This window comes from Pseudomonas sp. FG98, from assembly GCF_057808595.1.
Window position 1 is genome coordinate 12,938 of the sequence record NZ_JBMDIJ010000011.1, and the last position, 25,981, is coordinate 38,918.

Consider the following 25,981-nt stretch of genomic DNA (forward strand, 5'->3'; position numbering starts at 1 on the left):
AGACTGTCAGTAGAAAAAATGAAGGTGGGTGTATCGACTTTGTGAGGCGTGAGACTATTATTTGACGTGAAGGAAGCTGCGCAAAATATCGGGTTCCGTAAGTAACTGATCCGTGGTGATTTCGAGAATATTGGCGAGTTTGCACAGGACCAACAGCGACGGATTGCCCGTGCATCGTTCGATCTGACTGACGTAGGTGCGATCCACCTCGGCCATGAGCGCCAGTTGCTCTTGGGTCAGGTTTTTCACGCGTCTCATCCAGCGGATGTTTTCCGACAGATGCAGACGAAGCTGTTCGTAGTCTTGAGTCATGCGCGCAAATTGCGCCTTGAGGGACTCTCAATCCACGGGATATAGTCTACATTGGCATTGATCTAGGCCATTTGATGCTCATGCCTATTATCGAGCGTTCATTTGGTTTCGTTAAGATTTTCGAAGCAGGGCCCAGCGTCTAACAATAAATCAGAAATCCAGGGTGCGTATGAACGAAAACTACCTTTCAATTCCCGCTGCGGATGGTTGTCCAAGTCTTTTGACACCTTGGGGCCGCGAGTTTGCCCCGATGATCGAACGTGGCGTGCAATGCGCTCAGGCTTGGCTTGATACGCCCGGCGAGATTCCACTGTGGTGGGCGTTGGCGCAAACCCGCAAGACCTTTCCAGTCGGTGACTGCCAAGATGCTTTTGAAGCTGGATTCCTGTTGAGGATTCAGCAGCGGCTGAGCAGTGCCCCCCAGCCCAATCAAAGCTGAGAAAAACGACGTTTAAGACGCGTTCATACACATGGCTTGAACGGCTCCCGATGTTCAGCAAGCGTTTCGGCTGCTGACGCCCCAATACCAGTGCTCGGAGAGTTGGTATTGGGTAATCGCTACCAGCGTCTAGTTCACCGCATCTTTCAGCGATTTACCGGCCTTGAAGCTGGGCGTCTTGGCCGCTGCGATCTTGATGGTGGCCCCAGTTTGAGGGTTACGGCCGTCGCGTGCCGCACGTGCTTTTACCGCGAAGGTGCCAAAACCAACCAAGGTGACGTTCTCACCGCTTTGCAACGAAGTGGATATGATGGTTGTGAGGGCTTCCAGTGCGCGCCCGGCAGTGGACTTCGGGAGGTCAGCGGAGCTCGCTATGGCCTCGATCAGATCGTTTTTATTCATGTGTGACTCCTTCCGCTGGCTGGGTGTTGACGAGTAATCTACTCAGATAATTCTTCGATATCCACTACAAAACCGCTCTCCAGCCCTCTACGGATGTAACGCTATTTGGGCTTAAAATCGGGTAGCTATGCCCCGATTCCACGGGCTTGGTCAATGCGCGCAGCTACCCGAAAAGCTGCCTCTAGCTCTGAACACTGGTATTCCTGCATTAAGGTCCAGCGTTCGGCTTTTTCCTCGGGCTCCGTCATCGCCAGAGCGAGATAGAGGCTGGGTGGCACGGCTCGAAACAGCGTTTCGAGTTTCTTCGACAGCACGACCCCCTCGGTGTATTTGCCCGGTTCCTTGCTGGCGGAGAGCAACAAGGCTTTCTGTGCCGGCGTGAGTTTCTTGAAGCGTGCGATTTCTTCGATTTCCGCGGGCGGTATGTTCAAACAAATCCACCATTCGATCATGTTGAGCATGGTCTGCGCGGTCGTGGGGAAGTCGGCAAGGTTTTGCGTCGCCAGCCAGAACCAGGCACCGAGCTTGCGCCACATCTTCGTGCCCTTGACCACGAATGGCGCCAGCAGCGGGTTCTTGGTGATGATATGGCCCTCGTCGGTGACCATGATGATCGGTCGGCCCAGGTACTGGTCGCGCTCGGCAAGGTTGTTCACGGTATTCATCAGGCTGATGTAGCTGATGGACATCTGCGCTTCATAGCCTTCGCGAGCGTAAGTGGCGAGATCGACAATGGTCACATCGCTCTCGGGCCAAGGCGTGCCCTCGCGATCGAACAGTTCACCCTCGAAACCTTGGCAAAACAGGTCGATGGATTCGCCCATTTCCTGGGCGCGCTCACGACGCTTCTCGGGCAGATATTGGTCAGCGGCGACGCGCAGCAAGGCGTCGCGCACGTCGCGGGTCAGTACCTGGCGACCCGCCGCGACACACGTCTGCGCCGCATCGAGAATGCACTCGCGGATCAAGCTGCGATCGGCTCGACTCAGGCGCGCCTCTTCCTTGGCCTCGCCGCCGGTGATCATCAGCCGTGCGGTGATTTCCAGTTCGCCGAGAACATCGCGCTGGTCTTCGCGATTGGTAACCACCTCATCGTCCAGCTCATCGATCGACAGACTCGCCACCTGATCCGGCTGCTCGACCAGGCGCCAGGTATCGGCGAACGGGGCGAGACTGACCGAGGCGCCAGGTTTCAATTGGACCTTGTTGACCGACAGGCCCTGTGTCGCGAAGTAGTCGCCCTGCAAACCGAATGAGTTGCCGGCCTCGACGATAAACAGGCGAGGGCGGTACACGGCCATGACCTGCATCAGCAGGGTGACCAGGGTGGCCGACTTGCCGGCACCGGTGGGACCGAACAACAGCAGATGACCGTTCATGGCCCGGTCCAGACGTGACAACGGATCAAAACTCAACGGCGAGCCGCCACGATTGAACAGGGTGATCCCCGGGTGGCCGGTGCCCGTGCTGCGGCCCCACACGGGAACCAGATTCGCCAGGTGCTGGGCGAACATCAGGCGGGTGTACCAGTTGCGCGTGTCGCAGGCCGGGTTGTACGCCATTGGCAACCAGCGCAGGTAGCTGTTGCAGGCGGCGACCTCGTCGCCTTCACGTACTGGTTGCAGCCCCGCACCCAGCAGCGCGCTGGCCAGGCTGACCGAGCGCTGGTGCAACTGCTGTTCATCGTGACCGCGCACGTAGAACGCCAGGGTGCCGCGGTACAGCTTGTGCTGGCGGCCGATGATCGCGCGAGCCTCTTCGACATCCTGGCGGGTCTGGGTCGAGGCCAGGTTTTCACCGATGGCTTTGCGCGCCAGGCGGTTCAACTGATCCTCAAGTACATCCTGCGGTTTGACCACCAAGGTCAGGCTCATCACCGTGCCTTCAGGCAACTGGTCGAACAGCGCATTGACTGCATCACCCTTATAGGTTTCTCCGGTGAGTTGACCAATCGACGGTGCCCGGCGCAGTTTGTCCACCACCATCACCCGATGGGGCTGATCATCGAAGAACCAGAGTCCGCATTGCACATCCGAGCGCGGTTCGTTGAAGAACAGCCGCTCGGCAAAGTCGTGATCGAAGGGCAGTTCCAGCGACTCGCCATCGCCCGGCTCCGGATAGGCTACGCGGCGGTAGAAATCCTCGGGTGCTTCATCGGTGAGCGTGGGGGCCGGATTGAACCAGGGCAGCAGCCAGGCATACAGACCTCGGCCATCGACTCGCGTCGATTGCACCCCGCAGGCCTGCAACGAAGCCGCAATACGTTCGCAAGCCTGATGCAGGGATTGCACCGGGCTGAGTCCCGTCTCCTCATCGCCAGACTCGAGCCAGCGATAGACCACCAGGCGCACCCGACGGTTATTGCCACGCCAGGGCAGGCGCGTCACCACCTTATCCTCAAACAGACCACCGGGCTTGGCGATGGTCTTCAGATGACGGCGGCTGAGCTCCAAATACGCCTCGGTGAAGACCGTGCCTCGCGCGCTGTCCTGGATATAATCGGTGAGCCGGGTCAGGTAGGGGGTGAAGTCGTTGTCGTCCTGGCAGAAAAACTGCGCCACCCACGGCGCTTGATCCAGCTCGTCAAAGCTATCCTGCAGAGCATCCTCGAGGGCATCGCGGGCTGCCATCAGCCAATCGGGTTCGCGCCCTTCGGTGCCAATGGGCAGCAACTCGAACACCGCCCCCACCGAACGATTGTCATCCAGCAGAAAACACTGCTCGGTGTCGAGGTATTCGACCCAAGGCAGGTGATCGGTGAAGCTGGGATTGTGCGCATACAGTGCGGCTTCATCGGTCAAGGTGGCACGAGGGCGCAATGGGTTGCGCCAGGCTGTCCACGCAGAAGTGCGCTTGCCCGCATCGCAGCTACGCACTACAGGTCTTCCTGACGTTCACCCGGCAATGCGTACTGCACCCGTTGGTAGAACGGAAAGACGGTCGAGTAACCCGGGACCGGTGCCTGCTCGGTACCACTCAAATGCGGATACACGTACAGCACCAGATCGGGATTGGGCAAGCGAGGGAACAGGTTGCGGATCTCGTTCGCCGCTGTGCGCGTGTACGGCTCGTGGAGAGCGGCGGAGAACTCTGCTTGGGCCAGCGGGCGGCGTAACTGCTGCCGAGCCTCCAGCAGTTGCTGCTGAGTGCCTTGCGAACCGGCGCCGTTCCAGATGTCCAGCATGGTCTGCTCGCCATGGGGTAGAAGCGTGTCCTTGTCGGTGGAGCACCCCGCCAGTACCCAGCAGAGCAAACTAATCCAGGTCAGGTAGAGAAGCTTGGTCTTTTTCATGGCGAACGCTCCGGCCCTTGGGCTCGTAGTCGATGGTGATCTCATGGTCGAGGTGCAGTGCGACTTGGGCGGCCGGTGGCACGTACACGGCGGCAAAGGCCTCGCCATACAGTTTGTTGACCCACTCGCGGATGTCGCTGACCCCACCACTGAGAATTGAATTCAGTGCGCTATTGCCCGTGCTACTGGTGACCCCGAGCGTACTGCCGCCCGAACTGATCACACTGCTGTTGTTCTGCTCATCCCCAAGCAGAGCAGCGACACCGGCACCGGCCGCCGTGATCAGACTCTGGCTGCCGAGGTACTGCTGGGCGTTCGAGCGGCGCTCGCCGGCAATGCACGGAATGCCATACGGATCGGACAGGTAACCGAGTCCGCCGCGGATCTTGTCGCTGTTCGAGCTCCGGGGGGTGGAGGCATTACGGCTGGCTACCGCCTTCGGCTGAGGCACCGTGCGGATGGTGCCGTCTGTGAATACGAAAGTGATCGACTCGACCTGTCCGCGTACGCAGGACAGGGTCCAGTCACCGGACGCCGTGCCGCTCATCACGGCACCCGCGACGTCTGGTAGGTCGATACCGTTGGCCGTCAGGTTCTCGGGGCCGACCAGTACCTTGAAGGGATAAGGATCATTCACTGTGCCGTCCACCGGGACTCGGCCGATCAGCGCGGTCATGGCGACCGAGCCCATCAATGTCGCGTTTTCGGGGATGGTGTAGACCGGCTTCGCGCCTTCGATACGATCAGCCGAGCGTGTCAGGTCAGGTTCACCCTTGGTGACCTCGCGTAACTGTTTCTGGCTGCGGTCGATGGCATTGTCCTTAACCCCCCCCAGTGAGTTGAAAGCAGTAGGCAGACTCAGGGCGGACGCGGTCTTGGTTTTGCCCTGGGCCTCGGTGGACAGAGCATCGGAGGGCTCAATCCACTGCAGCGCATCATTGGCAGGATGCTGTCCGTCAAACTGAGCAGCGTCGCCAGGCTCGAGCCCCAATCCGATTGGCATATCCTTGCCTTTGCCGGTCAGCTCCGACAACTGGTCCTGCAATTGCGTCAGCAGACCGCGAGCCTGACGACTGTCTTGTTCTGCTTTGAGTCGGGCCTCGTTGGCTTGTCGACGGCCTTCGTCGACCTGCTGGGTCACGCTGCCAAGCGCCGTCTGGATACGCGAATCGACACTGCTCTCCCGTTCGCGCAGGCGGTTGTTCTCCGTCTGCAGCGAATCGTTGTGTTTCTTCAAACCGAGCATGTCGCTGCGCATGGCCTTCACCTGCCCGACCAGGGTGGCGACCGTGTCGCGTGGGGTATCGCCAGCAATGCCGAGCGACTTGGCTTGCTCGGCGGATAACTGAATGTTGCCCTGATCAACTGGGTTCTGTGGAGAGGGCGTGCTACCACCCGCGACCCAAGTTTTCAGGATGATCAACACCACGGCCAGTAGCGCCGCCGGTACCAGCCATTTGAGCAATGCGTTAGCCTTCATCATCAGCACCTCGCGCAACGGGCGGGAGTAGCACGGCTTGTTCGAGGCCGGCACCGCGGGTGACGAGGTAGGCGATCGTGGTGTCTTCAGCACTGCCGACAGGCCCGAGGAAAGCATGTTGGAAGGCCGCAGCGAACAGCTTGGCCTGAAGCCGACGAGGATCGAGTTGCATCGTCTCTGAACCACGATTGCGCAACTTCACCGCCGTTACCCAGTAATCACCGAGTCGCCAGGCGGCGATGGGCGTGCTGGACACGTTTTCGGTCGGCAGCAGGGTTGGCAGTTCGGTGCGTAGCTTGAGCGGTACGCGGCGTACGCCGGGCAGGGACTCCACGGTGCGCAGCGGCGCGTACAGGCTTTGTGCGGCGTAGCGCGTCAACGCGACCGGGATCGGTGTACGTTCTGGAACAGGGACGGTGCTCGATTCAGCCTCGGCAGACTGCGCCTGAGCGTTCTTAAGGATACGCACGGGCTCCAGCGGTTGATCACCAGGCGTGGCCGCGATATCCAGCAGGATGATCTCGCCCGTCGCGACCGATTGCAATTGCAGTCGGGTCGGAGCAATGGCTTCCGACGCGCGCAGGTACAGCGTTCCGCCGGTAGATTGCACGCGCAGCTTGCCTGTCAGGGTTGAGGGCACACCGACTCGAACATCCTCATCGACAAAGACCACCCGCTCTTGATTGATCACCAATGGGACCGCGAGGGGGAGGCGCTCCCAGTGCATCAGTTCGACGGCCTGCGCTGCAGCTCCCCATAGCATCAGTGCGACGGTGAGTCCCAGGGTAGAAATCCGCTTCATGGCTCACCTCCAGGCAGGGAGATTTTTTGCGGCGTGCCCTGATAACAATCCAGTGCCAGCCCCCATTTATTGCGTTCGGGGTCCAGATCAAAACGCACCACGCGCAATGGATAACGCACCACCACCCGTTTCACCGGTTCGGCGGCGTAATATTCATCGGCATTGAGATCGAGCTTGACCAGCCAGCTATCGCGATCGAGTTGCTTGACCCTGAGTTCCGGATCTTCGCTGTATCCTCGGCCCAGAATTTCGTAGACGCCACGCACCCGCTGGTGGAGTTCACCGGCGGCCTTGCGGTATTCGTAGTCGCCGTCGAGGAAGGCCTTGCAGGCGGGTGTCAGGTAGGACTGCAAGCTGTAGATCGCGCGGCGGTAGTCCTGTTCGCCATCTGAAGGCCAGCGGTTGAGTTGGCCAAAGATGTACAGGGCGAAGGCATAGACATTCTCCGAGGGGATATCCCACCACTTGCGCGTACTGCCCGAGCGCAGATCCGGGGGGACATGCACGGTCAAATCGGTCGGCGCTGAGCGCCAGCCGTACCAGAGCCCGGCACAGACCAGGGCAAGGATCACTACCGCCAGACGCAGGCTGAAGATATGGGCCTGTTGGGCATCGACCTTGTTCCGAAATCGGCTCATGGCTGCCACCGGGACAGGGCAGGACGCAGTCGACGCGAACGGCGAACCGTCCAGGCGCCGGAGTGGAGGATCAGACTGCCGCGCCCCAGGCGCCAACGGCTGGCCAGTACCCATTCGAGCTTGCGGTACAGCCAGGTCTCGGGGCGGGCTCGTTTGGCCCGCCGCAGTAGCGTGCCACCGGCCGATAGCACCACCGTCATGCCCGCGATCATGCCGGTCGGCGCCACTGCAATGGAGGCAGTGGTGATCGCCAGAGGAACGCCTGACAGCAGACCAATGACGGCGCCGGTGCCGAGCGCTACCCACATCTCATCATTGGTCAAGCCGCGCAACACGGCGGGATCACGGTTGAGTCGCTCCGGCAGAAAGACCAAGGTGCCGTCGGCAAGACGTTCGATAGTGTCGTTCATGCCAACCTCACAAAATCGCGGCGGCCTTGGTCAGGAACCAGATGATGATCACCACCAGCAGGGCGCCGATGCCAACCACCGCGCCGAGGTCTTTCCAGGTCTTGCGCTGGTTCTGCACGTCGGCATACACGGTCAGGGAATGCCACGCCACGCCCAAAAAAGCGAGCAGGGCGATCAGTAAGCCGAGCAGGATACCGCCGTCGTAGGCGTAGTTTTTGATCGTCTCGATCAATCCGGAACCTTCACCACGTGAAGGAGCTTCCATGGTCGGGAGTTCGGCAAAAGCCAGGCTTGGACCGAGTACCAACAGCAGACCGATCAGGCGCTGACTGGCACGATCACGCAGGTTGTTTTTCAGGGGGACAAGGCACTTGAGCATGACGGCGATCTCCTGGGTTAGGACAGGGTGAAGAACATCAGGACCAACAATGCGAGCAGCACGCGCGCGGCGCTGCCGCCAAACGCGCCGAAGCGCACACTGCCTGTCGCCCATCCCCGGTAAGCCGTCCACATCACCCAGGCGCACCAAAGCAACGCCAGAACGAGCACCAGGGATAGCCAGAGCGTCGAACTGCTCTGCGGTGAGAAACCGGATGCGTTTTGGAACGCTGAGGTTTGGGCGTCAGTCATGCTCATGGCGAGGGCTCCGCGTGCGGAGCGTCAACGCGGTAATCGCCCGCTAGTTCATCGGTATCGCGGGGTTGAGCGCGGGAGGGGGACAGGTACCCCTGTATCCCTTGGCGGATGCGCTGGAGATCCTGAGCCAGGCGGGGGTAGTCGAAGCGATAACGTTCGTTGGGGGCAGATGTGCTGGCTTCCTCGGCACGCGTGGCAAGGTGTTCGATCGTGTCGAGTTGCTGCAGGATCAGACTGAGCTGATCCTGTTCTTGAGCGGAGGCGGCGTAGACGCTGCTATGGACGATGGCCAGTGAGAGCAGTAACCAGCAGCGAAAGGCGGTAGTCGGCATGATTCTGCCCCATGTGAATATGGGGTCAGAATTGAGCTAATAGAGGGGTTGTTCAGTAAGAAAAGCGAGTGACGGTGGATCGCTTTTTCTGGGGGAGCGCTGGAGATGTTTACTTGCAGCTATGTGGCCCTTCAGCCTTTGGTGAAAAATGGTTGGGGATTTTGGGCGACTCCACTCTTCTCAATGAGCTTCGTCGAACGGGTAACGAAAGATGATGATCGCGTGGCTCAGGCTGTGTGAAAACGCATACACCGGTTTGTAGTCTGCGTTGCTACGTGAAATCTGCCAGCGTCTGGTTAATCCGCAGACCTAAAATTTTCGTGGGAACGCGACTTTCGTTCCAGTCCTGACTGTCAAACTTGCCCTTAGAACGTTTTCACACTACCTCGATCGTTTTCCGCCGGTCGCGATAGGCAGAAATCGGCCGATTCTGTTGAAAAACTCGGATTTTCAGCTCGCCTGAGCTCAGGCACGCCAACCACTGGAGAAACTACTCACCACGTTGAGTGGTTTCTCGGCTCTTCGTTGACCTTTGCTGCTCTGTTATTGGGTTGGTTTGAGGTTTTTTGCTTGGTGCAGACGCACCTATCCCGTGACCGGTGGCCATTGAGATGTAAATTTGGCCAGCCGTCGCAGGTTCTGTGCCGCAGCGGCCAGGGAGAATTCATCAGTCGCGCCACTCATGCCACGTAGTTGCAAGCGATTAAGTTTCAGGATGCGCTTGAGGTGGGCAAACAACATTTCGACCTTTTTACGTTCGTGGCGAGAGCGCACGTATTGCGCCGTCGCTGCGATGCGCCGAGCCACATCACGAGCGGCTTCATGGCCGCTGCGAGCGAGCCTGCGAAACGCAGTGTTCGGGCAGCACTTGGATTTCGTCGGACAGGCTACGCAGCGAGGACTTCTTGTTTCCGACCCGGTTGCACAACTCAGACCATCTATCCACCAGGCAATACGCTTGAATAGTCAAAGCATGGGTGACAACCATTGGCCAACAAAACTGCACGCATGGCTTGGGCGATGCTGCACAACGGCACTGATTACCAACTGGATCGGGCAGCGGCCTGACCCATTCATCCGGGAGAAGCCCCACACACCTCGATTGCGAAGCAACTCGAGCAATGGCAAACCGGTCGAACCGGCGTCGGCAAAACCCTTAATGTCCAGGTGCGTAAAGCACGTAAAAGCGATTGGGAGCCGACGCGCGAATAGCCCATCATGGCCCTGCATCAAAACGATGCCGTAGTAAGAGGCCGAATATGTGCAGTCGGCACGGGCGCCAAAGCAAAGGAGGTTTGTAACGAGGAGGAGTCCATATACGAATTTACGAAGATCGTTGTACATGGGATTCTTCATCAAAATAACCACAACCGCCAGCCAGCTCAACTCACTAAAGAGATGATTGCTGATCAGGTCGAGCCAACGCAGATGGGTATATAGGGCTGGGCACTGAAAAATGGCCGAATTGAGGCCAATACTCAAACGGAGGAGCTGATTTATCTGCACCTAGTGCCCCGAGACAATGGTTCAGTTCAGAAAGGCGGATTCAAATTTAAGGGAATGTTCTACGTTTGCGATTTGGCCATTGAACAGAACTAGTTTGCTCGTGCCCGACATAGGGGGCGTCGACGACGTCCGATTGTATTTCCGTGAGTCGCGTACGAATAAAGGACTGAATGGGGTCTATGCGTGGACTAAAAAAAGATTGTAGCGTGAAGACGGTGGCTCGCGTCACGGCGAACAGCACCCGACAGCATTGGCAGGTTACGCTGCTGGCTACCGAATACTTGATGATGAAACCACGCTCCAATCTCAGGTCAGTACAGGGTTGATACTTTCAGCCCCTTGGCGGAGCCGCCCCTTTGACTGCTATGCGTTGTCGGCGCATTAGGTAAGGCTGACCAATCATGAATAAAAGTTTCTAGAGGGCGCCTATGCGTAGGTTGGCAGTTCACATGGCACGCCGCGTAATTAAATTTCTCTGGACCTTGATGCAATCTTCCTGGTCTCGAATGGTACTGTGGTAAGCCCGTGTATTAATAATGTATGGAGTTCGAACAGTTGAATGCGCCGCATTTTGGTTGTGACAGCCATGATGGTATTTCGGCGGGTGTACTGCTCGGGATTCAGTTTGAAACGCCGTTGGGGCTGTATGGTCGCACGCGCGACTGATGGGTTTTCTGGCCGTTTTCGCTTGAGGGGACGACGGCCGAGCGCTTGGCAAAGCAGCCTTTTAGGCTGTTTATCCAAGCACCGGTCGTAATGGCGGTGAGTCCATGCTATGACTTTTGCGAAACTTCCGGGGCACTCAGGCCCCCTAGCGCCACGTACTTGAGCTCCAGGTACTCATCCAGCCCGTAGCGCGAGCCCTCGCGGCCAAGCCCCGATGTCTTGACGCCGCCAAAAGGCGCGACTTCGGTGGAGATCAGCCCTTCGTTGACGCCGACCATGCCCGTTTCCAGCGCTTCCACTACCCGGAACGCCCGCCCGAGGTCGCGGGTATAGACATAGGCCGCGAGGCCGAACGGCGTGTGATTGGCCAGGGCAATGGCCTCGGCTTCGTCTTCGAAGCGGAACAGCGGCGCTACCGGGCCGAATGTTTCCTCGGCGAAGATCTTGGCCTCCAGAGGGACGTCAGCCAGCACCGTCGGCTCGAAGAAGTTGCCGCCCAGTGCATGGCGTTGCCCGCCCGTGAGTATACGGGCGCCTCTCGCACAGGCATCGGCGATGTGCTCTTCGACCTTGGCAACCGCCTGGTCGTCGATCAACGGCCCCTGGGCGACTCCGGGCTCGACGCCGTGGCCCACCACCAAGGCAGCCGAGCGCTCGGCCAGGCGGGCGGCGAAGGTTTCGTAGATTCCAGCTTGAACGAGGAAGCGGTTGGCGGCAATGCAGGCTTGCCCGGTATTGCGGTACTTGGCTGCCATGGCGCCGCTCACCGCAGCTTCAAGGTCGGCATCGTCGAAGACGATGAAAGGCGCATTGCCGCCCAGTTCCATGCTGGTCTTCTTGATGGTGGGAGCGCACTGGGCCAACAGGCGAGCGCCGATCTCGGTTGAGCCGGTGAAGGACAGCTTGCGTACCACCGGGCTGTCAGTCAAGGCCTGGCCAATTGGCTGGGCAGCGCCGGTGACGATGTTGCAGAGCCCCGCCGGCAATCCTGCGCGCTCGGCCAGCACCCCCAGCGCAAGCGCCGACAGCGGCGTTTGACGGGCCGGCTTGATCACGCCGGCGCAGCCGGCGGCCCAGCCTGGTGCCGCCTTGCGGGTGATCATCGCCGCTGGGAAATTCCACGGCGTGATGGCAGCGAACACACCGATGGGCACCTTCTGCACCAGGATGAGCCGCCCCGGGACGTTCGGCGGAATCAGGTCACCGTATGCACGCTTCGCCTCTTCAGCGAACCATTCGATGAAGCCGGCGGCATACTTCAACTCGCCGTAGGCTTCGGTCAGCGGCTTGCCCTGCTCGGAGGTCAGGATCAGCGCCAGGTCGTCAATGTTGTCCAGCAGCAGATGATGAAGCCGCAGCAGGATCCTTGCCCGCTCGGCGGGCAACTCCTCGCGCCAGCGGCGCTGGGCACGTTCGGCGGCGGCAATGGCGCGCTCGGTCTCGGCCGCCCCGGCGTCGGGGACGAGGGCCAGCAGTTGGCCGTTGGCCGGGTTACGCACCTCCAGGGTTTTGCCACTGTCGGCCTGGACCCAGGCGCCGTCTATCAGCATTGATTCGCGCAACAGGCTGGGGTCACGCAGGGGTAGGTTTTGTAAGGTTGTCACGCCAGATATCTCCTTGGTTGAAAAAGGGAGGGTCATGCCGGATTGCGGCCGACGAAGAAGTCAGCGTCCGGGTCGGCGGTAGGGTTGAGGCCAGCGGCTTCCTGCCCGCGTCGCAGGGCCGCCATGTCGCGGGCGTAGACCCGGCCGGTGGGGTGACGCAGAGGGCCGCCGTTGTAGCCCTGCAGCCAGGACTCGTATTTCCACAGCGCGCGGTTGATCAGCCCGCCGCCAGCCTGGGGAACACTGGCGAACGCTTTACGCGCCGGGTCGATGCGGTGGAAGATCGCTGTCGCTTCGTCGAAGCGGCCCTCTTGGATCAGGCGGTGGACTTGCGGCAGCACGGGGCCGTAGTAGGCCGAGAAGTTGGTGCCACAGAACGGAATCGGGATCAGCTGTGCCAGTGGGATATATTCGTGTTCCATGGGCGAGGAGATAACCACTTCCTTGTGGAAGGCGCGGTGAACTTCGATGGCGGCCATAATGTTTGGCGCACCGCCCTCGGCCTTGATCGCAGCCACATTGGGGCAGTCGTCGATCAACCTCCGCAGTAACGACACTGGCAGGTCACTCGGGTCCAGTCGCGAGAAGCCCCAGGTCGGGATAGGGAAGAGCATTACGGCCAGTTTGGTGGCGTCACACATCGCCTTGGTGTAGGTGTAGATCTCTTCCAGCGAACGCGGGTGGAAGTACGGCGGGTAGCCCAGCAGCACCAGTTCGGCCCCGGCCGCCTCGGCCCGGCGCACGGCTTCGATGTTGTCTTCCAGGGTGTTGAACACCGCGTGGTGGACAACGAACAGGCGACCCGCGGCCTCGTCCACGGCAATGCGCACGAACTGCTCGTACTCGTCCATGGTGATGGCGACCTCGGAACAGCTCAAGGTGCCGACGAAGCCGTGGGCGATGCTGGTCTGGATGTCGTGCCGAATGGCTTTTTCATTGAGGTGTTTGAAGTCCGATGTGACGGTGGGGATCGTCACGTTGGCAACGCCAACGAGGTGTTCGCGGGCCCATTCACGGGCTTCATTGCGGCTGTAGCTGGCCATGATTGGCTCCTTTAGCGTTTGGTTTCGAAGTTGATGGGCAGGGGGGTGGCCAAACCGGCCTGAAGCGCCTTTTCCAGGATCAGTTCGGCCACCACAATATCCTGCAGGCCGCTGCCGACAGACTTGTAAAGAAGCGACTGAGCCGAGCGGATGCGCTGCGCGTGATTGCCGTTGAGCAGGTCGCCGAGGGAGATCGCCTTGGCGCGCACGTCGATCCCGGCAGCGCTTGCGGCAATCATGTCGCCGGTTTGTTCCAGCACTTCCTCGAGCATGTCGGCGATGATCAGATCGCTTCTGGCAATCACCGAGACATCCACTTCGCGCTGCTCGGGTACGGTCGAGCCGATGGAGTACACCTGTGCGCCAGCGGCTAGCCATTCGCCGTTCAGGATCGGCTGTTCGCCGCGCGAACGGGCCGCCGCCAGAACCAGTTCGGAGCCCTCCACGGCGGCCTGGGCGGAATCGACCTGGCGTGCACTGACCCCAAGATCTCGGCTGACGGCTTCAGCAAACGCTGCGCGGCGTTCAGGTGTCGGGCTGAAGACGACAACCTCGCTGAGCGGGCGGACACTGGCGAATGCACGCACATGCATGGCGGCTTCCAGGCCACTGCCAAGCACCGCCAGCCGGGCCGGCCCCGCTGGGGCCAGGCGGTCCAGCGCTGCTGCGGTGGCGGCGGCGGTGCGCAGACCAGTGACCAGGTTGCCGTCGACGAAGGCGGCGATGCGGCTGGTCTGTCGATCGAAGAGCACGATCACGTACTCCACGCCCGGCAGGTCGGCGCCCAATGCCATGCCCATCAGCTTGGCACCGTAGTAACGCCCGCCTGGGGGGATGGCTGGAAGGGTGCGCAACCAGGTCCGGTCAGCGCTGGCGATGGTGCGCGGCGGCACGGCACTTGGCACTGGAGGCCGGGCATAGGCGGCCTGCAGGGCAGAGATGGCGTCCGGCCAATTGAACACTTCACGCACGGCCGCGCTGGAAACGAATACCGGCGAGGTCTGCGGCGCGCTCATGACCGACGCTCCGTAGGCCGCGTGCCAGTCAGGCACGAGTGTATGAGGGTGCTGCTGAAGCTGTGATGCATTGGGAAGCCTCCGAAGCTGGGGGGGACTGCTGGAGCGGCGGACTACACCGCCCAATCAAACTAAATCGACTAATTGACATGTGTCAATTAATAAATTGAATGATCTTAATTATTTATTGAGGTGCTGGAGAGTGCGTCTGTCACCTTGCAAGCGCTATTGGCACGGCCTACCATGGCGGCTTTGATATGCAGGAAAGAACTGGCGTAATGAGCGACGACGATGCCTTGCGGCTGAGCGAATACATTGAACAGGCGGCTGCCCGCGGCGACACACGGCTGCCCCCGGAGCCCAAGCTTTGCGAGGAACTGGGTATTTCCCGGGGGCGGTTGCGCACTCTTTTACGGCGCCTGGAGGAGCAGGGGCGGATCTGGCGACACGTTGGCAAGGGCACCTTCATCGGCTCCCGTCAGGCGGTGATGGACGACCACGCCTGGGCTTCGGCCATCAGCATCAGCGACATCATCGGTGCCCGCATCCTGCTGGAGCCGCAGTTGGCCGGGCAGGCGGCCATCCATGCCACTCCTGCTGACCTTGCGGCGATGCGCCAAAGCCTGGTGGACATGGCGGCCGCTGGCAGCTATCTGGAATGGAAGCGCCAGGACGAGACCCTGCACCGGGCGATCGCCGTAGCCACTCACAACACCTTGTTGCTGATGCTCTACGACAGCCTGCGGCTGCAAGCGCAGCTTGGCCTGGATGCAAAGATCGAGAGCGTGTTTGGCCAGGCCGATGCACCCAAGTCAGAGACCCATAGCGAGCACCTGGCAATACTCGAAGCCATCGCCGGGCACGATCCGCTGCTGGCTGAGCAGCGAATGCGCAGCCATCTGCAGTCGGTACGTGCCCGGATGTTCGCGCCACGCTAGATCGGCCGGCGCAACAGCTCGAGGGTCTGATGCATGACCTGGGCATGGGCCTGTGGCCCGCCGCCACTCAGTTCGATGTGGCCAAGGGTGGCCGATGCCTGCACCACCAGGTTTGCACGGTCGAAATGGCGGCCGGCGTAAGCGGTCAGTGCGCCTTCCAGCGAATGGCGGCGACCCAGTTCCTCCGCCAGGATTAGAGCGCCCTCAATGGCGATGCCGGCGCCCGAGGCCAGCTGCGGAGTGGTCGCGTGCACCGTGTCGCCGAGCAGCACCAACCGACCGCGGTGCCAGGGCGCCGGAATCATGTGCCCGGCCAGCGGGCGGTACAACAGGTGCGGGTCTGGCAGGCTGCCGTCGAGCAGCCCCCGGCGGATGTCCGCCAGCTCACCGGTGAAAGGCACCATCAGGTCGGCGAAAATCTCCGGCCAGGCTGTTGGCGGAATGAAATCCAGGCCGTCGCGCTTGTACAGCAGGTAGAGATAGCACTGATCGTCGCTGATGGGGTTGATGCCCGCCTTGATCGTATCGCTCAGGTACATGGTGGAGTTTTCGTGCAGGCGGGGCACGATTGCCCGCCAGCAACCCTGGCCGGTGAACACCGGGCCGGCGAAGTCCGGGAATACTAGGCGGCGTAAGGCAGAGTTGATGCCGTCGGCGCCAACTACAAGGTCGTAGCGACCACCGCTGCCGTCGCTGAATAGAACGTCGACGCCATCGGAGTCCTGGGTGATGCTTTCAAAGTTGAGCCCCAAGCGCACAGTGGCACCGGCAGCGCGGGTGGCGGCGCTGAGAATCTTCGCCAGCACAGGCCGCTGGATACCCGCCGCGCTGGGCAAGTCCTCGGCGCCGAGCGCTGGCGCAATGGGCACGGTACGCAGCAGGTTGCCCTGGGCGTCACGCAGGTCAATGGCGCGCCACCAGCCGCCCAAGCGCAGGACTTCGTCCACTACGCCGACCTCGCGCAAGGCTCGTAGGCTGGGGCCACTGATGGTGATGCCAGCGCCATCCGGCGCCCAGGCGGGATTGAGTTCGACCAATTCGACGGCAATGCCTAGCTTGCGCAGTTGGATCGCGGCGCACATGCCGCCCACGCCGCCGCCGATGATCAGCGCTTTCTGAATAAGAGCCATGGTGCTTCTCCAAATGAATCAGGCGACGCCGCCGCCCAGCCGTTCGGCCAGCCAGTCGGCGATGAGGTTGCCAGCGTTGCTGGGGTTGTCCAGCGAGTTGTGTTCGACGCCGCCCTCGCGCTCGGTGAACACCACCAGTTCGCGGTCCGGGCTGTTCACCAGCTGGTCAAAGGTGCGCTGGGCGTACTGCAGGGGGATTTGCCGGTCCTGCTCGCCGTGGGTGACCAGGAAGGGCACACGGATGCGTTCCAAGATCCCGTCAAGATGCATGTGCTGCGCCTTGGCCATGAAGTCGTCGAAACTACTGGCGCCAAAGACCCACTGCACGTGCTGCCAGTAGTGCGGTACCGGATTCTCGCCTTCGCGGCGCCGCCGTGCCTCCTGCACTGCGCGCCAGTCGTGGTTCGCTCCCCACACCGCGGCACAAGCGAATCGTGGCTCGAAGGCCACCGCCCGTGGGCAGTAATAGCCACCCAGGGAGACGCCGAGGGCAGCGATGCGCGTCGGGTCCACCTCAGGATGTTGCTGCAGCCAATCGACTACCGGAGTGGCCCATGCCTCGCTGTCGTGACGAGCCGGTAGGCCATGCAAGCGCAAGGCTTCGCCGGTACCCGGCTGGTCGACGAACAGCGCAGACAGGCCGCGCTGGGCGAAAAGCCGGCCCATCACGCTTTTCTGCAGCATCTCCTTGGTGCTGTCGAGGCCGTTCATGATCACCACGATCGGCGCCCGTGCCCCTGGAGCAAGGCCGCCGGCGCGCACGTATAGGGCGCTCAGGTGACCTTCGCCGTAGGGGATTTGCACCCGTGCGCAGTTTTCCCGGCTCAGGCGTCGGGCCTGGTCGAACAGCACTAGGGAATGTTGGTAGAGCGCCAGCCGGTGCTTGAAGCCGTGCGCCTGCATACGTTCTGCGAGGCTGTAATAGAGGGCAGCACGCCCCAGCTTCTCGCCTGCGGAAAGGCGCCGATTGCGCGCCAGGTCGTCGTCGGCAAGGGCCACCAGGCGGTCGCCACCGCTTTTCCAGGCAGCGTAGAAAGCTTCGGTGCCAGGATCGTCGCCGGCCAGGGCGGCATCGCGCAGCGGCGCGCACATGGTGTTCACCTCGCCGATGTTGCCGCCGTGGGTAAGGGCGATGATCGCTGACAGGCTCCACACATAGTTGGTTGGGAAGTACTGAAACATGGTGATGACCTCGTTCAGGCTTGGTTCAGGGCTGATGGAGCGGGCAGTTGGTCGGGAATCCAGATATTTCCCGCACCATCTATTCGTGCTGGCACCGGGACCAGATACCGCCCCACGCACGGCCCGGCAAAGCAATGGCCGGTGCGCAGGTCGAAGTGCGCCGAGTGGGCGTAGCAGACGATGTGCTGACCGTCGGCCGAGAGAAACTGGTCGCGCTGGTATTCCAGAGGGCGGTGGTTGTGCGGGCAGTCGTTGAGCCAGACGATCACTTCGGCGCCGCGCCGGATGGCGAACACCCGGTCATGCCGGCCCTCGCGCAGCAGGCCTCGGGCGAGGTGGTCTGGCAGCTCGTCGCGGTGGCAAAGACGGCGCTCCATGGTGGCTGCCTCACTCACCGGGGGCCCATTTATCGACACCCTCGAAAAGGAATATCTGCGAATTGTCTGCACCGGGCTCCAGCGCCCGCGGCACCCAGCTGTCGTCGTGGTGATCCATGTCGGCGTCAAATTCCATGACGGCGCCAAAGGGACTGTTGAAGTACCAGAAGAAGTTGCTGCCCATCAGATGCCGTCCCGGCCCCCAGAAGCTTTGGTAGCCCTTTTGCTGGAAGCGCCAGCCTTGCTGCAGTACCTCGCCCGCCGAGCCGAAGTGGAAGGTGAAGTGGTTGCAGCCGACCATGTGCTCGTTATGGCTGTGCAGCATGAACAGCGTGTGGTGATCATGGGTCCCGGCAGGGCGCATGAACGGCCCCAGTTGGTTGAGACGATCAGTCACCACGAAGCCCAGGCGCCGGTAGAACGCCTCGGCCTTGGCAGCGTCTTCGACGAAGTACACCACATGGGACAGTGAGCGTGGCTTGATCACTGCCGAGGGGTCAGCGCCGCAGTCGTTGGGCGCGCGCCCCGGCGTCTGGCCCGGCACGTTGAAGCCCAGGCGCGGCGCGTGGATCGGCTGGCGCCGAGCGCGCTGAAAGGCAATGCCGAAGCCGGAATCGTCGAGGCAGTGCAGTGTGCCGTCGGCATCTACGCTCACCTCGCGATCGGCGCCCAGCAGGCGGTACAACTGCACCAGGGTGGCGTCGTCGGCGACCCCATAATGGGTTTCGCGCAGGCAGGGAGAGCATGCGCCGGGCGGCAGTGGCGGCAGGCCGGAGTGGTCACTGCGGCGCACGATCACGCCGGTGCTATCCAGGGCAATGTAGGTACCGCCGACCTCGGGGTCGTACTCGCTGACGTCCAGGCCGTAATCCAGCAGATACCGGTGGGCGGCGGCCAGGTCTTCGACGCCGAAGGTCAGGTATTGCAGACCGATGATATTCATGGCTGATGACTCCATATAGCTAGCGACCTGGCGTGGCGGCCAGGTGGACGGGCATGGGATAGCCGCACGGCGGGCGATTGTCGTACCGCAGCGGAATTAGAAGGATGGTGGGGCAGCGAACGCTAGCGTCGGGCTGAGCGATGCAGGCGGGTGACGAATACTGCCACGCAGGCGTAGCGGGCTGCGGAATGTTCGGCGGTGATGAGGTAAGACAGGAGCTGAGGCATGGCGATTTCTCTGGTCGGTTCTTGTTCTGGACACCCCACGTGTGGCGGAGTGTGAGCCATGCTCCCTTGGCTGCATGGCTCGCCTCGATAAGCTACGCAGCGTCCAGTCATACGAGAAATCTTAATTTGGCATACGAAGCATTCGATCGATGGATACCTGTGGACTGGTATGCCGCTGCCGTGGGTTGCTGTTCAGACGTCTGGCATGGCTGCCGCGCTTTCCACGATCAGGCTGCGTAGCCAGCTCAGCCCAGGATCATGCTGCTGGTGACGATTCCACTGGATGGCCATGACCAGCCTGGGTGCATCCCAGGGTACCGGCAGAATCTTCAGCGGAAGCTCGCGCGCACACTGCTGGGCCAGGCGCAGATGCATGGTGGCGATGCGCAGGGTGCCCGGCAGGAACGTGGGCACGTTGCTAAAGGCGTTGGTGATGACCTCGACACGGCGCTCGAAGTTGTAGCGATTGAGAAACCACTCGTCCATCGACGGCACCCGCTGCATACCCCATCGCACCAGGACGTGCCCCATCTGCTTGTACTGCTCGAACGACAGGCTGTCGCCAACCAGGGGGTTGTCCTGGCAGGTCATGCAGACGAAACGGTCCTCGAAAATCGTCAGGCTCGGATGGTCGTCGCCCAGGTGGGTGGCCGGCAACACCAGAAGGTCGACGTTCCCTCGTTCGAGCGTTTCCCGCGGGGTGTCGTTGGGCGGGATCATTTCCAGGCTGGCCATCGGTGCCAGTTCGTTCAGGCGCCTGCTGACCTGAGGCAACAGCACGGTGCAGACGTAGTCCGAGGCCATCAGCACAAATTTGCGCTGCGACTGAGCCGGCTCGAACTCGGCTCGGTTTTCCAGCGTGGAGCGCATCTGGATCAGCAAGTCGCGAACGGGCTGGATGAGTGCTTCGCCTTTGGGCGTGCGGACCATCTTGCGTCCGTTGGGTACCAGCAATTGGTCCTGGAAGTATTCCCGCAGGCGGGCGAGTGCGGCGCTGGTGGCCGGCTGGCTGAGAAACAGCCGTTCCCCGGCACGGGTGATGTTCTGCTCGACCAGCAGAGCGTCGAGCACCACCAGAAGGTTGAGATCAAGGCCATGAAAGCGCATTGGACGTCTCCTTGCCCGGTGCGGTCCGGGATTGTTTTTGTTGGCGGAGGGTGCGTGCGAGCCATCCAACGTGTTTATGCCTCGTATGTCAATAAACGATTTCACAGATGCCTGACGGGTGCATACCATCAAGTCACACCCGCCATCCAGGTCGAAGAACCTGGTGTCAGCCTGGCACCGATGTCTGGCCTATAACAACAAAAAAACCGGAGCACATCATGCAGCCGTCCCGCCCTCTTCGTGCCAGCGTTTCGCCGCCCATCTACTGCTTGGATTCGTCCGCCCGCCTGGCATCAAGCGGGCGCTAGACGCGCATCGTAACGCCATTCATACCACGGCCCGGGCGCCCATGCGCTGCCGAGCCCGGCATTGCACGAGGCACCACTATGGCAAGCAACCCTCTCAAAGGCTGGCAGGTAGACCGCGCCAGCATCCAGTTCATCGGCCACGACCTGCAGCGCCCCGAGTGCATCGTCGCCCAGCCTGACGGCACGCTGTGGAGCGCGGATGCCCGCGGCGGGGTGATGCGCATCGCTCCGGACGGCAGCCAGCAACTCCTGGCTCCGATCGCCCCAGTCAGCGAACCGGCAGATTTCCAGCAGCGCTACGTGCAGTCCCAGGGGGCCTCGCTGCCCAATGGCCTGGCACTGACCGCCGAAGGCGACTTCATCATCTGCAACTGGGGTCTGGACCGTATCGAGCGACTTGATCGCCAAGGTCACGTCCATGTGCTGCACGACCACCTGGAAGGCAAGGCACTGGGCAAGACCAACTTCCCGCTGATCGATTCCAAGGGCCGCATCTGGTTCACCGTGACGACCACGATGCAACCCTGGACCGACTCGATCAATTCGGCGGTGCTCGACGGCTACATCGGGGTAATCGATGAAAAGGGCATCCGCGTGGTGGCCGAAGGCTTCGGCGGCACCAACGAGATCCGCTTCGATGACAACGAGCAGTTTCTGTACGTGGTCGAGAGCAATGTCCGGCGAATCTCGCGTTTGCGCGTAGGCCCCGACGCCACGTTGGGCGAGCGCGACGTGTATGGCCCTGCGCAGCTCGAAGGCTTCCCCGACGGCTTTGCCTTCGACAGTTTCGGCAACCTCTGGGTGACACTGGTGATGAGCGACAAGCTGATCGCCATCACCCCCGAAGGCGAGGTGCTGACGCTGCTCGACGACGGGGATCCGCAAGCCACCGCGCGCCTCGACCGGCATTTCGCGGACAAGACCCTGACGCCCGAGATCATGCAGGCCGCCCGCGGCACCTTGGCGCCGTGGATGGCCAGCCTCACCTTCGGCGGCCCCGACCTTCGCACCGTCTACTTGGGCAGCCTGCAAGGCACCCGCATTCCCTTCTTCAGAGCACCGGTGGCCGGCCAGCCGCTGATCCACTGGCGCTAGTTTTCCATACCTCGTTGCAACAGGAGTCCCGCATGATCCGTCAACTCAAACAAGGCCGGCCCGCAGAAGCGAAAGCCGAGCTCAATGCCCAGGTGCGTACCACCGTCGAAGAGATCCTCGCTGCCATTGAGCACCGCGGCGAGGCAGCGTTGCGCGAGTATTCCAGCCACTTCGACAACTGGGCCCCGGATGATTTCCGGCTGACATCCGAACAGATCCAGGCATGCATCGACAGCCTCAGCCCGGAGGCACTGGACGACATCCGTTTCGCCCAGGCGCAGATCCGTCGTTTTGCCCAGATCCAGCTGCATTCGCTGCGCGACGTCGAGGTCGAGACCATGCCCGGCGTGGTGCTGGGGCACCGCAACATCCCGGTTAACTCGGTGGGTTGCTATATCCCGGGCGGCAAGTATCCCCTGTTGGCATCGGCGCACATGAGCGTGCTGACCGCCAAGGTCGCTGGCGTCAAGCGGGTGATCGCCTGCGCACCGCCTTTCGGGGGCAAGCCGTCCAACGAAATCGTTGCTGCCATGGCCCTGGCTGGCGCCGACGAAATCTACGTGATGGGCGGGGTACAGGGCGTAGCTGCCATGGCCTTGGGTACCGAGAAGATTGCGCCGGTGGACATGATCGTTGGTCCGGGTAATGCCTATGTGGCCGAGGCCAAGCGCCAGCTGTTCGGCCGGGTGGGTATCGACCTGTTCGCCGGTCCCACCGAGACCATGGTGATCTGCGATGACAGTGTCGACGCCGAACTGGTGGCTGTGGACCTGCTCGGCCAGGCCGAGCATGGCCCGACCTCGCCGGCCTACTGCTTGACCACCAGCACACGTATCGCCGAAGAGTTGCCGGCGGCCATCGAACAGGTGCTCAGCCGCCTGGACACCGCACCGGTGGCCAGCGTCGCCTGGCGTGACTATGGCGAGATCATCTTGTGTGACAGCGATGAGGAGATGCTCGCCGAGTCCGAGCGCCTATGCTCCGAGCATGTCCAGGTCATGACCCGCGATCCGGACTGGTTCCTCGAGCGCATGACTTGCTATGGCGGGTTGTTCCTGGGCCACCGTACCAATGTGTCCTACGGTGACAAGGTGATCGGCACCAACCACACCCTGCCGACTCAGGGCGCTGGCCGCTATACCGGCGGCCTGTGGGTGGGCAAGTTCATCAAGACCCACACCTACCAGCGCATTCTCACTGATGAGGCGAGCGTGGCCATGGGTGAGGTGTGCTCGCGGTTGTGCGCCCTGGAGCACTTCTCCGGGCACAAGGAGCAGGCTGACATCCGCGTGCGTCGCCTGAAGAAAACCGTGTGAGGGGCCGGGCCATGCAAGCACTCGAAGGCAAGGTGGCGGTGGTCACCGGCGCTACCGGAGGTCTGGGCGAGGCGATTGCCCGCGCCCTGGCCGGCGCCGGCGCCGCACTAGTGCTGGGCTACAACCGCGGACGCGAAGCTGCCGAGCGTTTGGCCCTGGCCTTGCCGGCCTGTGCCGAAGGCCACAGGCCGATGCAGGCCACGGTCACCGACAGCGAGAGTTTGGCCAGCCTGGCCCGGGAGGTGAAGGCGGCCTATGGGCGGTGCGACATTCTGGTCAACTGCGCGGGCACCACGCGCTATGTTGCCCACGCCGACCTGGCCGCGCTGGATGACACGCTGATCGACCAGATCCTGGCGACCAACGTGCGCGGGCCCATCGCTTGCGTACGGGCACTGCAGCCGCTACTGGCGGCAGGCGAGGGCGGCCTGGTGGTCAATATCAGTTCAATTGCCGCGCGCACGGCCATGGGCAGCAACATCGCCTATTGCGCCTCCAAGGCCGCGCTGGACAACCTGACCTGCTCGCTGGCCCGTGCCCTGGCTCCGGCTATCCGTGTGGTCTCGGTAGCACCGGGCCTGGCTGACACCGAGTTTGTCCAGGGCCTGGATGCCGCATGGCGTGACCGCCAGGCGGCGGCCACGCCGCTGGGGCGCCTGGCGTTGCCGGAGGAGGTGGCCAACGCGGTGTTGGCGGTGGCCAGCCAGTTGACCTTCACCACCGGCGCGGTGATCCCCGTCGATGGCGGCCGGTCGTTGAATTAGGAGCGCGCGGCTTTCTGCGCGACAACGCCGGCAACCTGCTCGAACTCATCGAATTACCGGTCCTCTGGGCCGGACAAGGAGCACAACCATGAAACTGGCAACCCTCAGGAACGGTAACCGCGACGGCCAACTGGTCATCGTTTCCCGCGATCTGCGTCGTGCGACCCTGGCCGGCGGCATCGCCGGCACGCTACAAGCGGCCATCGAGCAATGGGATCGCTGCGAGCCCTTGCTTCAGGCAATTTACCAGCGATTGAATGATGGCCTGGAGGCAGACGCCTTCGACTTCGATTCGCGCCTGGCCATGGCGCCGTTGCCTCGGGCCTACCAGTGGGCCGATGCGTCGGCGTTTCTCAACCACGGCAACCTGATGGAGCAGGCCTACAAGTTGGACATCAAGAAAGACCCTGGCGTCCCGATTCTCTACCAGGGCGCAGGTGATGACTTCATGGGCCCTTGCGACGACTATCCGGTGCAGGGCGAGGAGCACCAGATCGACTTCGAAGGGGAGGTTGCAGTGATTCTCGACGATGTCCCCATGGGCGTGCAGCCAGCGGCAGCCGCCGGGCACATCAAGCTGCTGATGTTGCTCAACGACGTCAGCCTGCGAGCCCACCTGTTCAAGGAGGTGAGCATTGGCTTCGGCCCGTTGCGGTCCAAACCGAGCACGGTGTTTGCCCCGGTGGCGGTCACCCCGGATGAACTGGGCCGGGACTGGTGCGACGGCCGCGTGCACCTGGACTTGCATGTGCATTGCAATGGCGAACTGTTCGGCCACCCTAATGGGGCTGAGATGGACTTCAGCTTCCCGGAACTGGTCATGCACTTGGCCCGCACCCGCAAGCTGGGCGCTGGCACGGTATTGGGTTCGGGTACCTTCTCCAACCGTGGCTGGCGCGAGGTAGGTTCGGCGTGCCTGGCGGAACGCAGGGCAGTGGAAATGATTGAGTTCGGCGAGGCGCGCACGCAGTTCTTGCGCTTTGGTGATCGGCTGCGTTTCGAGATCCTGGGGCGTGATGGGCACAGCGTGTTCGGCGCCATCGACCACCGTTTCGTGGCTGCGGAGTGACGCCAATGCATGTCGTGATTACCGGGGCCAACGGTTTTGTCGGCCAGAACCTGGTCAGCCGCCTGCTTGCAGACCCCCGTGCCTTGCCAGGCTGGAGCCGCCTCACGCTGCTGGATCTTGCCTTCGAGCAGCCGCTGCGCGACCCTCGGGTTCGCTGCCTGGAGGGCGACCTGAACGATCCAGCGCTGATCGCCGATACGCTGGATGAGCCGGTGGCAGTACTTTTCCATCTGGGCAGCGTGCCCGGAGGGCTCGCCGAGCGTGAATATGAGCTGGGCCGACGGGTCAACCTTGATGCCACCCTGGCGCTGTTCGAGGCCTTGCGTTCACAGGAACACCCCGCACGCGTGGTTTTTGCCAGCACCATCGCCGTTTATGGCGCGCTGCCGGAGGGCCCCATGGATGAGTCGGCGCCGCTGCTCCCCCAACTGAGCTACGGCACCCAGAAGCTCATTGGTGAATTGTTGCTGGAGGACTTTTCCCGTCGAGGCGAGCTGGATGGCATCGCGTTGCGCCTGCCTGGCATCGTGGCCAGGCCACCCCAGCCGTCCGGACTCCTGTCGGCATTCATGAGCGACCTGTTCTGGAGCCTGCGCGACGGCCAGCCGTTCGTTTGCCCGGTAAGCCCGCAGGGCACCGCCTGGTGGATGTCGGTGGCCTGCTGCGTGGACAACCTCCTGCATGCTGCGCGTCAGCCTGCCGTGTCGCTGGCCGGACACCGCACGATCACCTTGCCCGTGCTGCACCTGAGCGTTGAGGCGGTGGTGGAGGGCCTGTGCCAGAGATATGGCGAGGACCGCCAGCAACTGGTCAGCTATCGCCCCGATCCCGCCCTGGCGCAGGCTTTTGCAAAGTATCCGGCGCTGGCGACCCCTGTGGCCGAGCGCCTTGGCTTTGCACATGACGGGGACCTTGCCGGGCTGATCGCCCGAACCCTCGACGGATAA

At 61.9% G+C, this 25,981-nt stretch carries 27 protein-coding genes and 2 pseudogenes; 8 read left to right on the top strand and 21 right to left on the bottom strand.

The annotated features are described in order from the left end of the window. Nucleotides 1-57: 57 nt before the first annotated feature. On the bottom strand, nucleotides 58-312 hold the full coding sequence (locus tag ACODSK_RS10235) for a helix-turn-helix domain-containing protein (RefSeq protein WP_154847241.1): 255 nt from the start codon (nucleotides 310-312) through the stop codon (nucleotides 58-60). A gap of 169 nt (nucleotides 313-481) precedes the next feature. Between ACODSK_RS10235 and ACODSK_RS10240 the strand changes: the two genes are divergently transcribed. Next, nucleotides 482-751, top strand: coding sequence for a LasR-specific antiactivator QslA (locus tag ACODSK_RS10240; protein ID WP_154847242.1), 270 nt, complete (start codon nucleotides 482-484; stop codon nucleotides 749-751). Between the two features lie 129 nt (nucleotides 752-880). Here the strand turns inward: ACODSK_RS10240 and ACODSK_RS10245 are convergent, their stop codons facing one another. The 11 genes and pseudogenes from ACODSK_RS10245 to ACODSK_RS10295 all read right to left on the bottom strand — a co-directional run. Then, nucleotides 881-1,153 (bottom strand): HU family DNA-binding protein, encoded by a 273-nt coding sequence (locus tag ACODSK_RS10245; protein WP_154847243.1) that lies wholly within the window; start codon nucleotides 1,151-1,153, stop codon nucleotides 881-883. 125 nt (nucleotides 1,154-1,278) lie between these two features. Beyond that, nucleotides 1,279-4,029 (bottom strand): conjugative transfer ATPase, encoded by a 2,751-nt coding sequence (locus ACODSK_RS10250; protein ID WP_489015837.1) that lies wholly within the window; start codon nucleotides 4,027-4,029, stop codon nucleotides 1,279-1,281. Continuing rightward, nucleotides 4,029-4,445, bottom strand: a complete 417-nt coding sequence (locus tag ACODSK_RS10255) for a TIGR03751 family conjugal transfer lipoprotein (RefSeq protein ID WP_489015839.1) — start codon at nucleotides 4,443-4,445, stop codon at nucleotides 4,029-4,031. The genes ACODSK_RS10250 and ACODSK_RS10255 overlap by 1 nt, the downstream gene beginning before the upstream one ends. After that, nucleotides 4,408-5,925, bottom strand: coding sequence for a TIGR03752 family integrating conjugative element protein (locus ACODSK_RS10260; protein ID WP_489015858.1), 1,518 nt, complete (start codon nucleotides 5,923-5,925; stop codon nucleotides 4,408-4,410). Before ACODSK_RS10260 ends, ACODSK_RS10255 begins: the two co-directional genes overlap by 38 nt. Next, nucleotides 5,915-6,727 carry a TIGR03749 family integrating conjugative element protein gene (locus tag ACODSK_RS10265; protein ID WP_489015840.1) on the bottom strand — a complete coding sequence of 271 codons (813 nt, stop codon included), beginning with the start codon at nucleotides 6,725-6,727 and terminating at the stop codon, nucleotides 5,915-5,917. Before ACODSK_RS10265 ends, ACODSK_RS10260 begins: the two co-directional genes overlap by 11 nt. Further along, nucleotides 6,724-7,365, bottom strand: coding sequence for a PFL_4703 family integrating conjugative element protein (locus ACODSK_RS10270; protein WP_489015842.1), 642 nt, complete (start codon nucleotides 7,363-7,365; stop codon nucleotides 6,724-6,726). The genes ACODSK_RS10265 and ACODSK_RS10270 overlap by 4 nt, the downstream gene beginning before the upstream one ends. Continuing rightward, on the bottom strand, nucleotides 7,362-7,775 hold the full coding sequence (locus ACODSK_RS10275; RefSeq protein ID WP_154859934.1) for a TIGR03750 family conjugal transfer protein: 414 nt from the start codon (nucleotides 7,773-7,775) through the stop codon (nucleotides 7,362-7,364). The genes ACODSK_RS10270 and ACODSK_RS10275 overlap by 4 nt, the downstream gene beginning before the upstream one ends. 7 nt (nucleotides 7,776-7,782) lie before the next feature. After that, complete coding sequence (locus tag ACODSK_RS10280) at nucleotides 7,783-8,154, bottom strand: TIGR03745 family integrating conjugative element membrane protein (protein WP_003174125.1); 372 nt, start codon at nucleotides 8,152-8,154, stop codon at nucleotides 7,783-7,785. 17 nt (nucleotides 8,155-8,171) lie between these two features. Further along, nucleotides 8,172-8,411 (bottom strand): TIGR03758 family integrating conjugative element protein, encoded by a 240-nt coding sequence (locus ACODSK_RS10285; protein ID WP_012723194.1) that lies wholly within the window; start codon nucleotides 8,409-8,411, stop codon nucleotides 8,172-8,174. Beyond that, nucleotides 8,408-8,743 carry an integrative conjugative element protein, RAQPRD family gene (locus tag ACODSK_RS10290; protein ID WP_012723195.1) on the bottom strand — a complete coding sequence of 112 codons (336 nt, stop codon included), beginning with the start codon at nucleotides 8,741-8,743 and terminating at the stop codon, nucleotides 8,408-8,410. Before ACODSK_RS10290 ends, ACODSK_RS10285 begins: the two co-directional genes overlap by 4 nt. Nucleotides 8,744-9,328: 585 nt before the next feature. Continuing rightward, nucleotides 9,329-9,637, bottom strand: a pseudogene (locus tag ACODSK_RS10295) (transposase); the annotation flags it as partial. On the opposite strand from ACODSK_RS10295, the pseudogene ACODSK_RS10300 reads away from it, so the two are divergent. Then, nucleotides 9,628-9,702, top strand: a pseudogene (locus ACODSK_RS10300) (integrase); the annotation flags it as partial. The pseudogenes ACODSK_RS10295 and ACODSK_RS10300 sit on opposite strands and share 10 nt — an antisense overlap. 7 nt (nucleotides 9,703-9,709) lie before the next feature. Here the strand turns inward: ACODSK_RS10300 and ACODSK_RS10305 are convergent. From ACODSK_RS10305 to ACODSK_RS10320, 4 genes are all read right to left on the bottom strand, one after another. Beyond that, a complete protein-coding gene (locus tag ACODSK_RS10305; protein ID WP_148270903.1) occupies nucleotides 9,710-10,225 on the bottom strand; it encodes a hypothetical protein in 516 nt (171 codons plus the stop codon). A gap of 797 nt (nucleotides 10,226-11,022) precedes the next feature. Continuing rightward, nucleotides 11,023-12,465 (bottom strand): NAD-dependent succinate-semialdehyde dehydrogenase, encoded by a 1,443-nt coding sequence (locus ACODSK_RS10310; RefSeq protein WP_224265912.1) that lies wholly within the window; start codon nucleotides 12,463-12,465, stop codon nucleotides 11,023-11,025. A gap of 86 nt (nucleotides 12,466-12,551) precedes the next feature. Beyond that, nucleotides 12,552-13,562 carry a dihydrodipicolinate synthase family protein gene (locus tag ACODSK_RS10315; RefSeq protein ID WP_043205071.1) on the bottom strand — a complete coding sequence of 337 codons (1,011 nt, stop codon included), beginning with the start codon at nucleotides 13,560-13,562 and terminating at the stop codon, nucleotides 12,552-12,554. 11 nt (nucleotides 13,563-13,573) lie between these two features. Beyond that, nucleotides 13,574-14,578: an ornithine cyclodeaminase family protein gene (locus ACODSK_RS10320; RefSeq protein ID WP_012723199.1), complete on the bottom strand. Its 1,005-nt coding sequence runs from the start codon at nucleotides 14,576-14,578 to the stop codon at nucleotides 13,574-13,576. 278 nt (nucleotides 14,579-14,856) lie between these two features. On the opposite strand from ACODSK_RS10320, the gene ACODSK_RS10325 reads away from it, so the two are divergent. Beyond that, nucleotides 14,857-15,516, top strand: coding sequence for a FadR/GntR family transcriptional regulator (locus ACODSK_RS10325; protein ID WP_043205073.1), 660 nt, complete (start codon nucleotides 14,857-14,859; stop codon nucleotides 15,514-15,516). Here the strand turns inward: ACODSK_RS10325 and ACODSK_RS10330 are convergent. From ACODSK_RS10330 to ACODSK_RS10350, 5 genes are all read right to left on the bottom strand, one after another. After that, nucleotides 15,513-16,646, bottom strand: coding sequence for an FAD-dependent oxidoreductase (locus tag ACODSK_RS10330; protein ID WP_012723201.1), 1,134 nt, complete (start codon nucleotides 16,644-16,646; stop codon nucleotides 15,513-15,515). The genes ACODSK_RS10325 and ACODSK_RS10330 overlap by 4 nt on opposite strands. 18 nt (nucleotides 16,647-16,664) lie before the next feature. Further along, nucleotides 16,665-17,828: an alpha/beta hydrolase family protein gene (locus tag ACODSK_RS10335; RefSeq protein WP_012723202.1), complete on the bottom strand. Its 1,164-nt coding sequence runs from the start codon at nucleotides 17,826-17,828 to the stop codon at nucleotides 16,665-16,667. Between the two features lie 14 nt (nucleotides 17,829-17,842). Then, nucleotides 17,843-18,205 carry a Rieske (2Fe-2S) protein gene (locus ACODSK_RS10340; RefSeq protein WP_012723203.1) on the bottom strand — a complete coding sequence of 121 codons (363 nt, stop codon included), beginning with the start codon at nucleotides 18,203-18,205 and terminating at the stop codon, nucleotides 17,843-17,845. 10 nt (nucleotides 18,206-18,215) lie between these two features. Further along, complete coding sequence (locus tag ACODSK_RS10345) at nucleotides 18,216-19,148, bottom strand: VOC family protein (protein ID WP_012723204.1); 933 nt, start codon at nucleotides 19,146-19,148, stop codon at nucleotides 18,216-18,218. 419 nt (nucleotides 19,149-19,567) lie between these two features. Further along, nucleotides 19,568-20,482 (bottom strand): LysR family transcriptional regulator, encoded by a 915-nt coding sequence (locus ACODSK_RS10350; protein WP_122318596.1) that lies wholly within the window; start codon nucleotides 20,480-20,482, stop codon nucleotides 19,568-19,570. Nucleotides 20,483-20,868: 386 nt separating this feature from the next. Here ACODSK_RS10350 and ACODSK_RS10355 point away from each other — a divergent pair, with 386 nt between their 5' ends. The 5 genes from ACODSK_RS10355 to ACODSK_RS10375 all read left to right on the top strand — a co-directional run bounded on the left by ACODSK_RS10355 (nucleotide 20,869) and on the right by ACODSK_RS10375 (nucleotide 25,981). Further along, nucleotides 20,869-21,885 (top strand): SMP-30/gluconolactonase/LRE family protein, encoded by a 1,017-nt coding sequence (locus ACODSK_RS10355; protein ID WP_012723206.1) that lies wholly within the window; start codon nucleotides 20,869-20,871, stop codon nucleotides 21,883-21,885. Between the two features lie 32 nt (nucleotides 21,886-21,917). Further along, a complete protein-coding gene (gene hisD / locus ACODSK_RS10360; protein ID WP_122318597.1) occupies nucleotides 21,918-23,201 on the top strand; it encodes a histidinol dehydrogenase in 1,284 nt (427 codons plus the stop codon). Nucleotides 23,202-23,212: 11 nt separating this feature from the next. Beyond that, nucleotides 23,213-23,965 (top strand): SDR family NAD(P)-dependent oxidoreductase, encoded by a 753-nt coding sequence (locus tag ACODSK_RS10365; RefSeq protein WP_043205075.1) that lies wholly within the window; start codon nucleotides 23,213-23,215, stop codon nucleotides 23,963-23,965. An 88-nt stretch (nucleotides 23,966-24,053) separates the two neighbouring features. Continuing rightward, nucleotides 24,054-25,034 carry a fumarylacetoacetate hydrolase family protein gene (locus ACODSK_RS10370; protein ID WP_012723209.1) on the top strand — a complete coding sequence of 327 codons (981 nt, stop codon included), beginning with the start codon at nucleotides 24,054-24,056 and terminating at the stop codon, nucleotides 25,032-25,034. 5 nt (nucleotides 25,035-25,039) lie between these two features. Continuing rightward, nucleotides 25,040-25,981 (top strand): NAD-dependent epimerase/dehydratase family protein, encoded by a 942-nt coding sequence (locus tag ACODSK_RS10375; RefSeq protein WP_012723210.1) that lies wholly within the window; start codon nucleotides 25,040-25,042, stop codon nucleotides 25,979-25,981.

Bases quoted from the DNA above. Each gene is read 5' to 3' on its own strand.
- ACODSK_RS10235 (WP_154847241.1), bottom strand. From the start codon at position 312: ATGACTCAAGACTACGAACAGCTTCGTCTGCATCTGTCGGAAAACATC.
- ACODSK_RS10240 (WP_154847242.1), top strand. From the start codon at position 482: ATGAACGAAAACTACCTTTCAATTCCCGCTGCGGATGGTTGTCCAAGT.
- ACODSK_RS10245 (WP_154847243.1), bottom strand. From the start codon at position 1,153: ATGAATAAAAACGATCTGATCGAGGCCATAGCGAGCTCCGCTGACCTC.
- ACODSK_RS10255 (WP_489015839.1), bottom strand. From the start codon at position 4,445: ATGAAAAAGACCAAGCTTCTCTACCTGACCTGGATTAGTTTGCTCTGC.
- ACODSK_RS10260 (WP_489015858.1), bottom strand. From the start codon at position 5,925: ATGAAGGCTAACGCATTGCTCAAATGGCTGGTACCGGCGGCGCTACTG.
- ACODSK_RS10265 (WP_489015840.1), bottom strand. From the start codon at position 6,727: ATGAAGCGGATTTCTACCCTGGGACTCACCGTCGCACTGATGCTATGG.
- ACODSK_RS10270 (WP_489015842.1), bottom strand. From the start codon at position 7,365: ATGAGCCGATTTCGGAACAAGGTCGATGCCCAACAGGCCCATATCTTC.
- ACODSK_RS10275 (WP_154859934.1), bottom strand. From the start codon at position 7,775: ATGAACGACACTATCGAACGTCTTGCCGACGGCACCTTGGTCTTTCTG.
- ACODSK_RS10280 (WP_003174125.1), bottom strand. From the start codon at position 8,154: ATGCTCAAGTGCCTTGTCCCCCTGAAAAACAACCTGCGTGATCGTGCC.
- ACODSK_RS10285 (WP_012723194.1), bottom strand. From the start codon at position 8,411: ATGAGCATGACTGACGCCCAAACCTCAGCGTTCCAAAACGCATCCGGT.
- ACODSK_RS10290 (WP_012723195.1), bottom strand. From the start codon at position 8,743: ATGCCGACTACCGCCTTTCGCTGCTGGTTACTGCTCTCACTGGCCATC.
- ACODSK_RS10310 (WP_224265912.1), bottom strand. From the start codon at position 12,465: ATGCTGATAGACGGCGCCTGGGTCCAGGCCGACAGTGGCAAAACCCTG.
- ACODSK_RS10315 (WP_043205071.1), bottom strand. From the start codon at position 13,562: ATGGCCAGCTACAGCCGCAATGAAGCCCGTGAATGGGCCCGCGAACAC.
- ACODSK_RS10320 (WP_012723199.1), bottom strand. From the start codon at position 14,578: ATGAGCGCGCCGCAGACCTCGCCGGTATTCGTTTCCAGCGCGGCCGTG.
- ACODSK_RS10325 (WP_043205073.1), top strand. From the start codon at position 14,857: ATGAGCGACGACGATGCCTTGCGGCTGAGCGAATACATTGAACAGGCG.
- ACODSK_RS10330 (WP_012723201.1), bottom strand. From the start codon at position 16,646: ATGGCTCTTATTCAGAAAGCGCTGATCATCGGCGGCGGCGTGGGCGGC.
- ACODSK_RS10335 (WP_012723202.1), bottom strand. From the start codon at position 17,828: ATGTTTCAGTACTTCCCAACCAACTATGTGTGGAGCCTGTCAGCGATC.
- ACODSK_RS10340 (WP_012723203.1), bottom strand. From the start codon at position 18,205: ATGGAGCGCCGTCTTTGCCACCGCGACGAGCTGCCAGACCACCTCGCC.
- ACODSK_RS10345 (WP_012723204.1), bottom strand. From the start codon at position 19,148: ATGAATATCATCGGTCTGCAATACCTGACCTTCGGCGTCGAAGACCTG.
- ACODSK_RS10350 (WP_122318596.1), bottom strand. From the start codon at position 20,482: ATGCGCTTTCATGGCCTTGATCTCAACCTTCTGGTGGTGCTCGACGCT.
- ACODSK_RS10355 (WP_012723206.1), top strand. From the start codon at position 20,869: ATGGCAAGCAACCCTCTCAAAGGCTGGCAGGTAGACCGCGCCAGCATC.
- hisD (WP_122318597.1), top strand. From the start codon at position 21,918: ATGATCCGTCAACTCAAACAAGGCCGGCCCGCAGAAGCGAAAGCCGAG.
- ACODSK_RS10365 (WP_043205075.1), top strand. From the start codon at position 23,213: ATGCAAGCACTCGAAGGCAAGGTGGCGGTGGTCACCGGCGCTACCGGA.
- ACODSK_RS10370 (WP_012723209.1), top strand. From the start codon at position 24,054: ATGAAACTGGCAACCCTCAGGAACGGTAACCGCGACGGCCAACTGGTC.
- ACODSK_RS10375 (WP_012723210.1), top strand. From the start codon at position 25,040: ATGCATGTCGTGATTACCGGGGCCAACGGTTTTGTCGGCCAGAACCTG.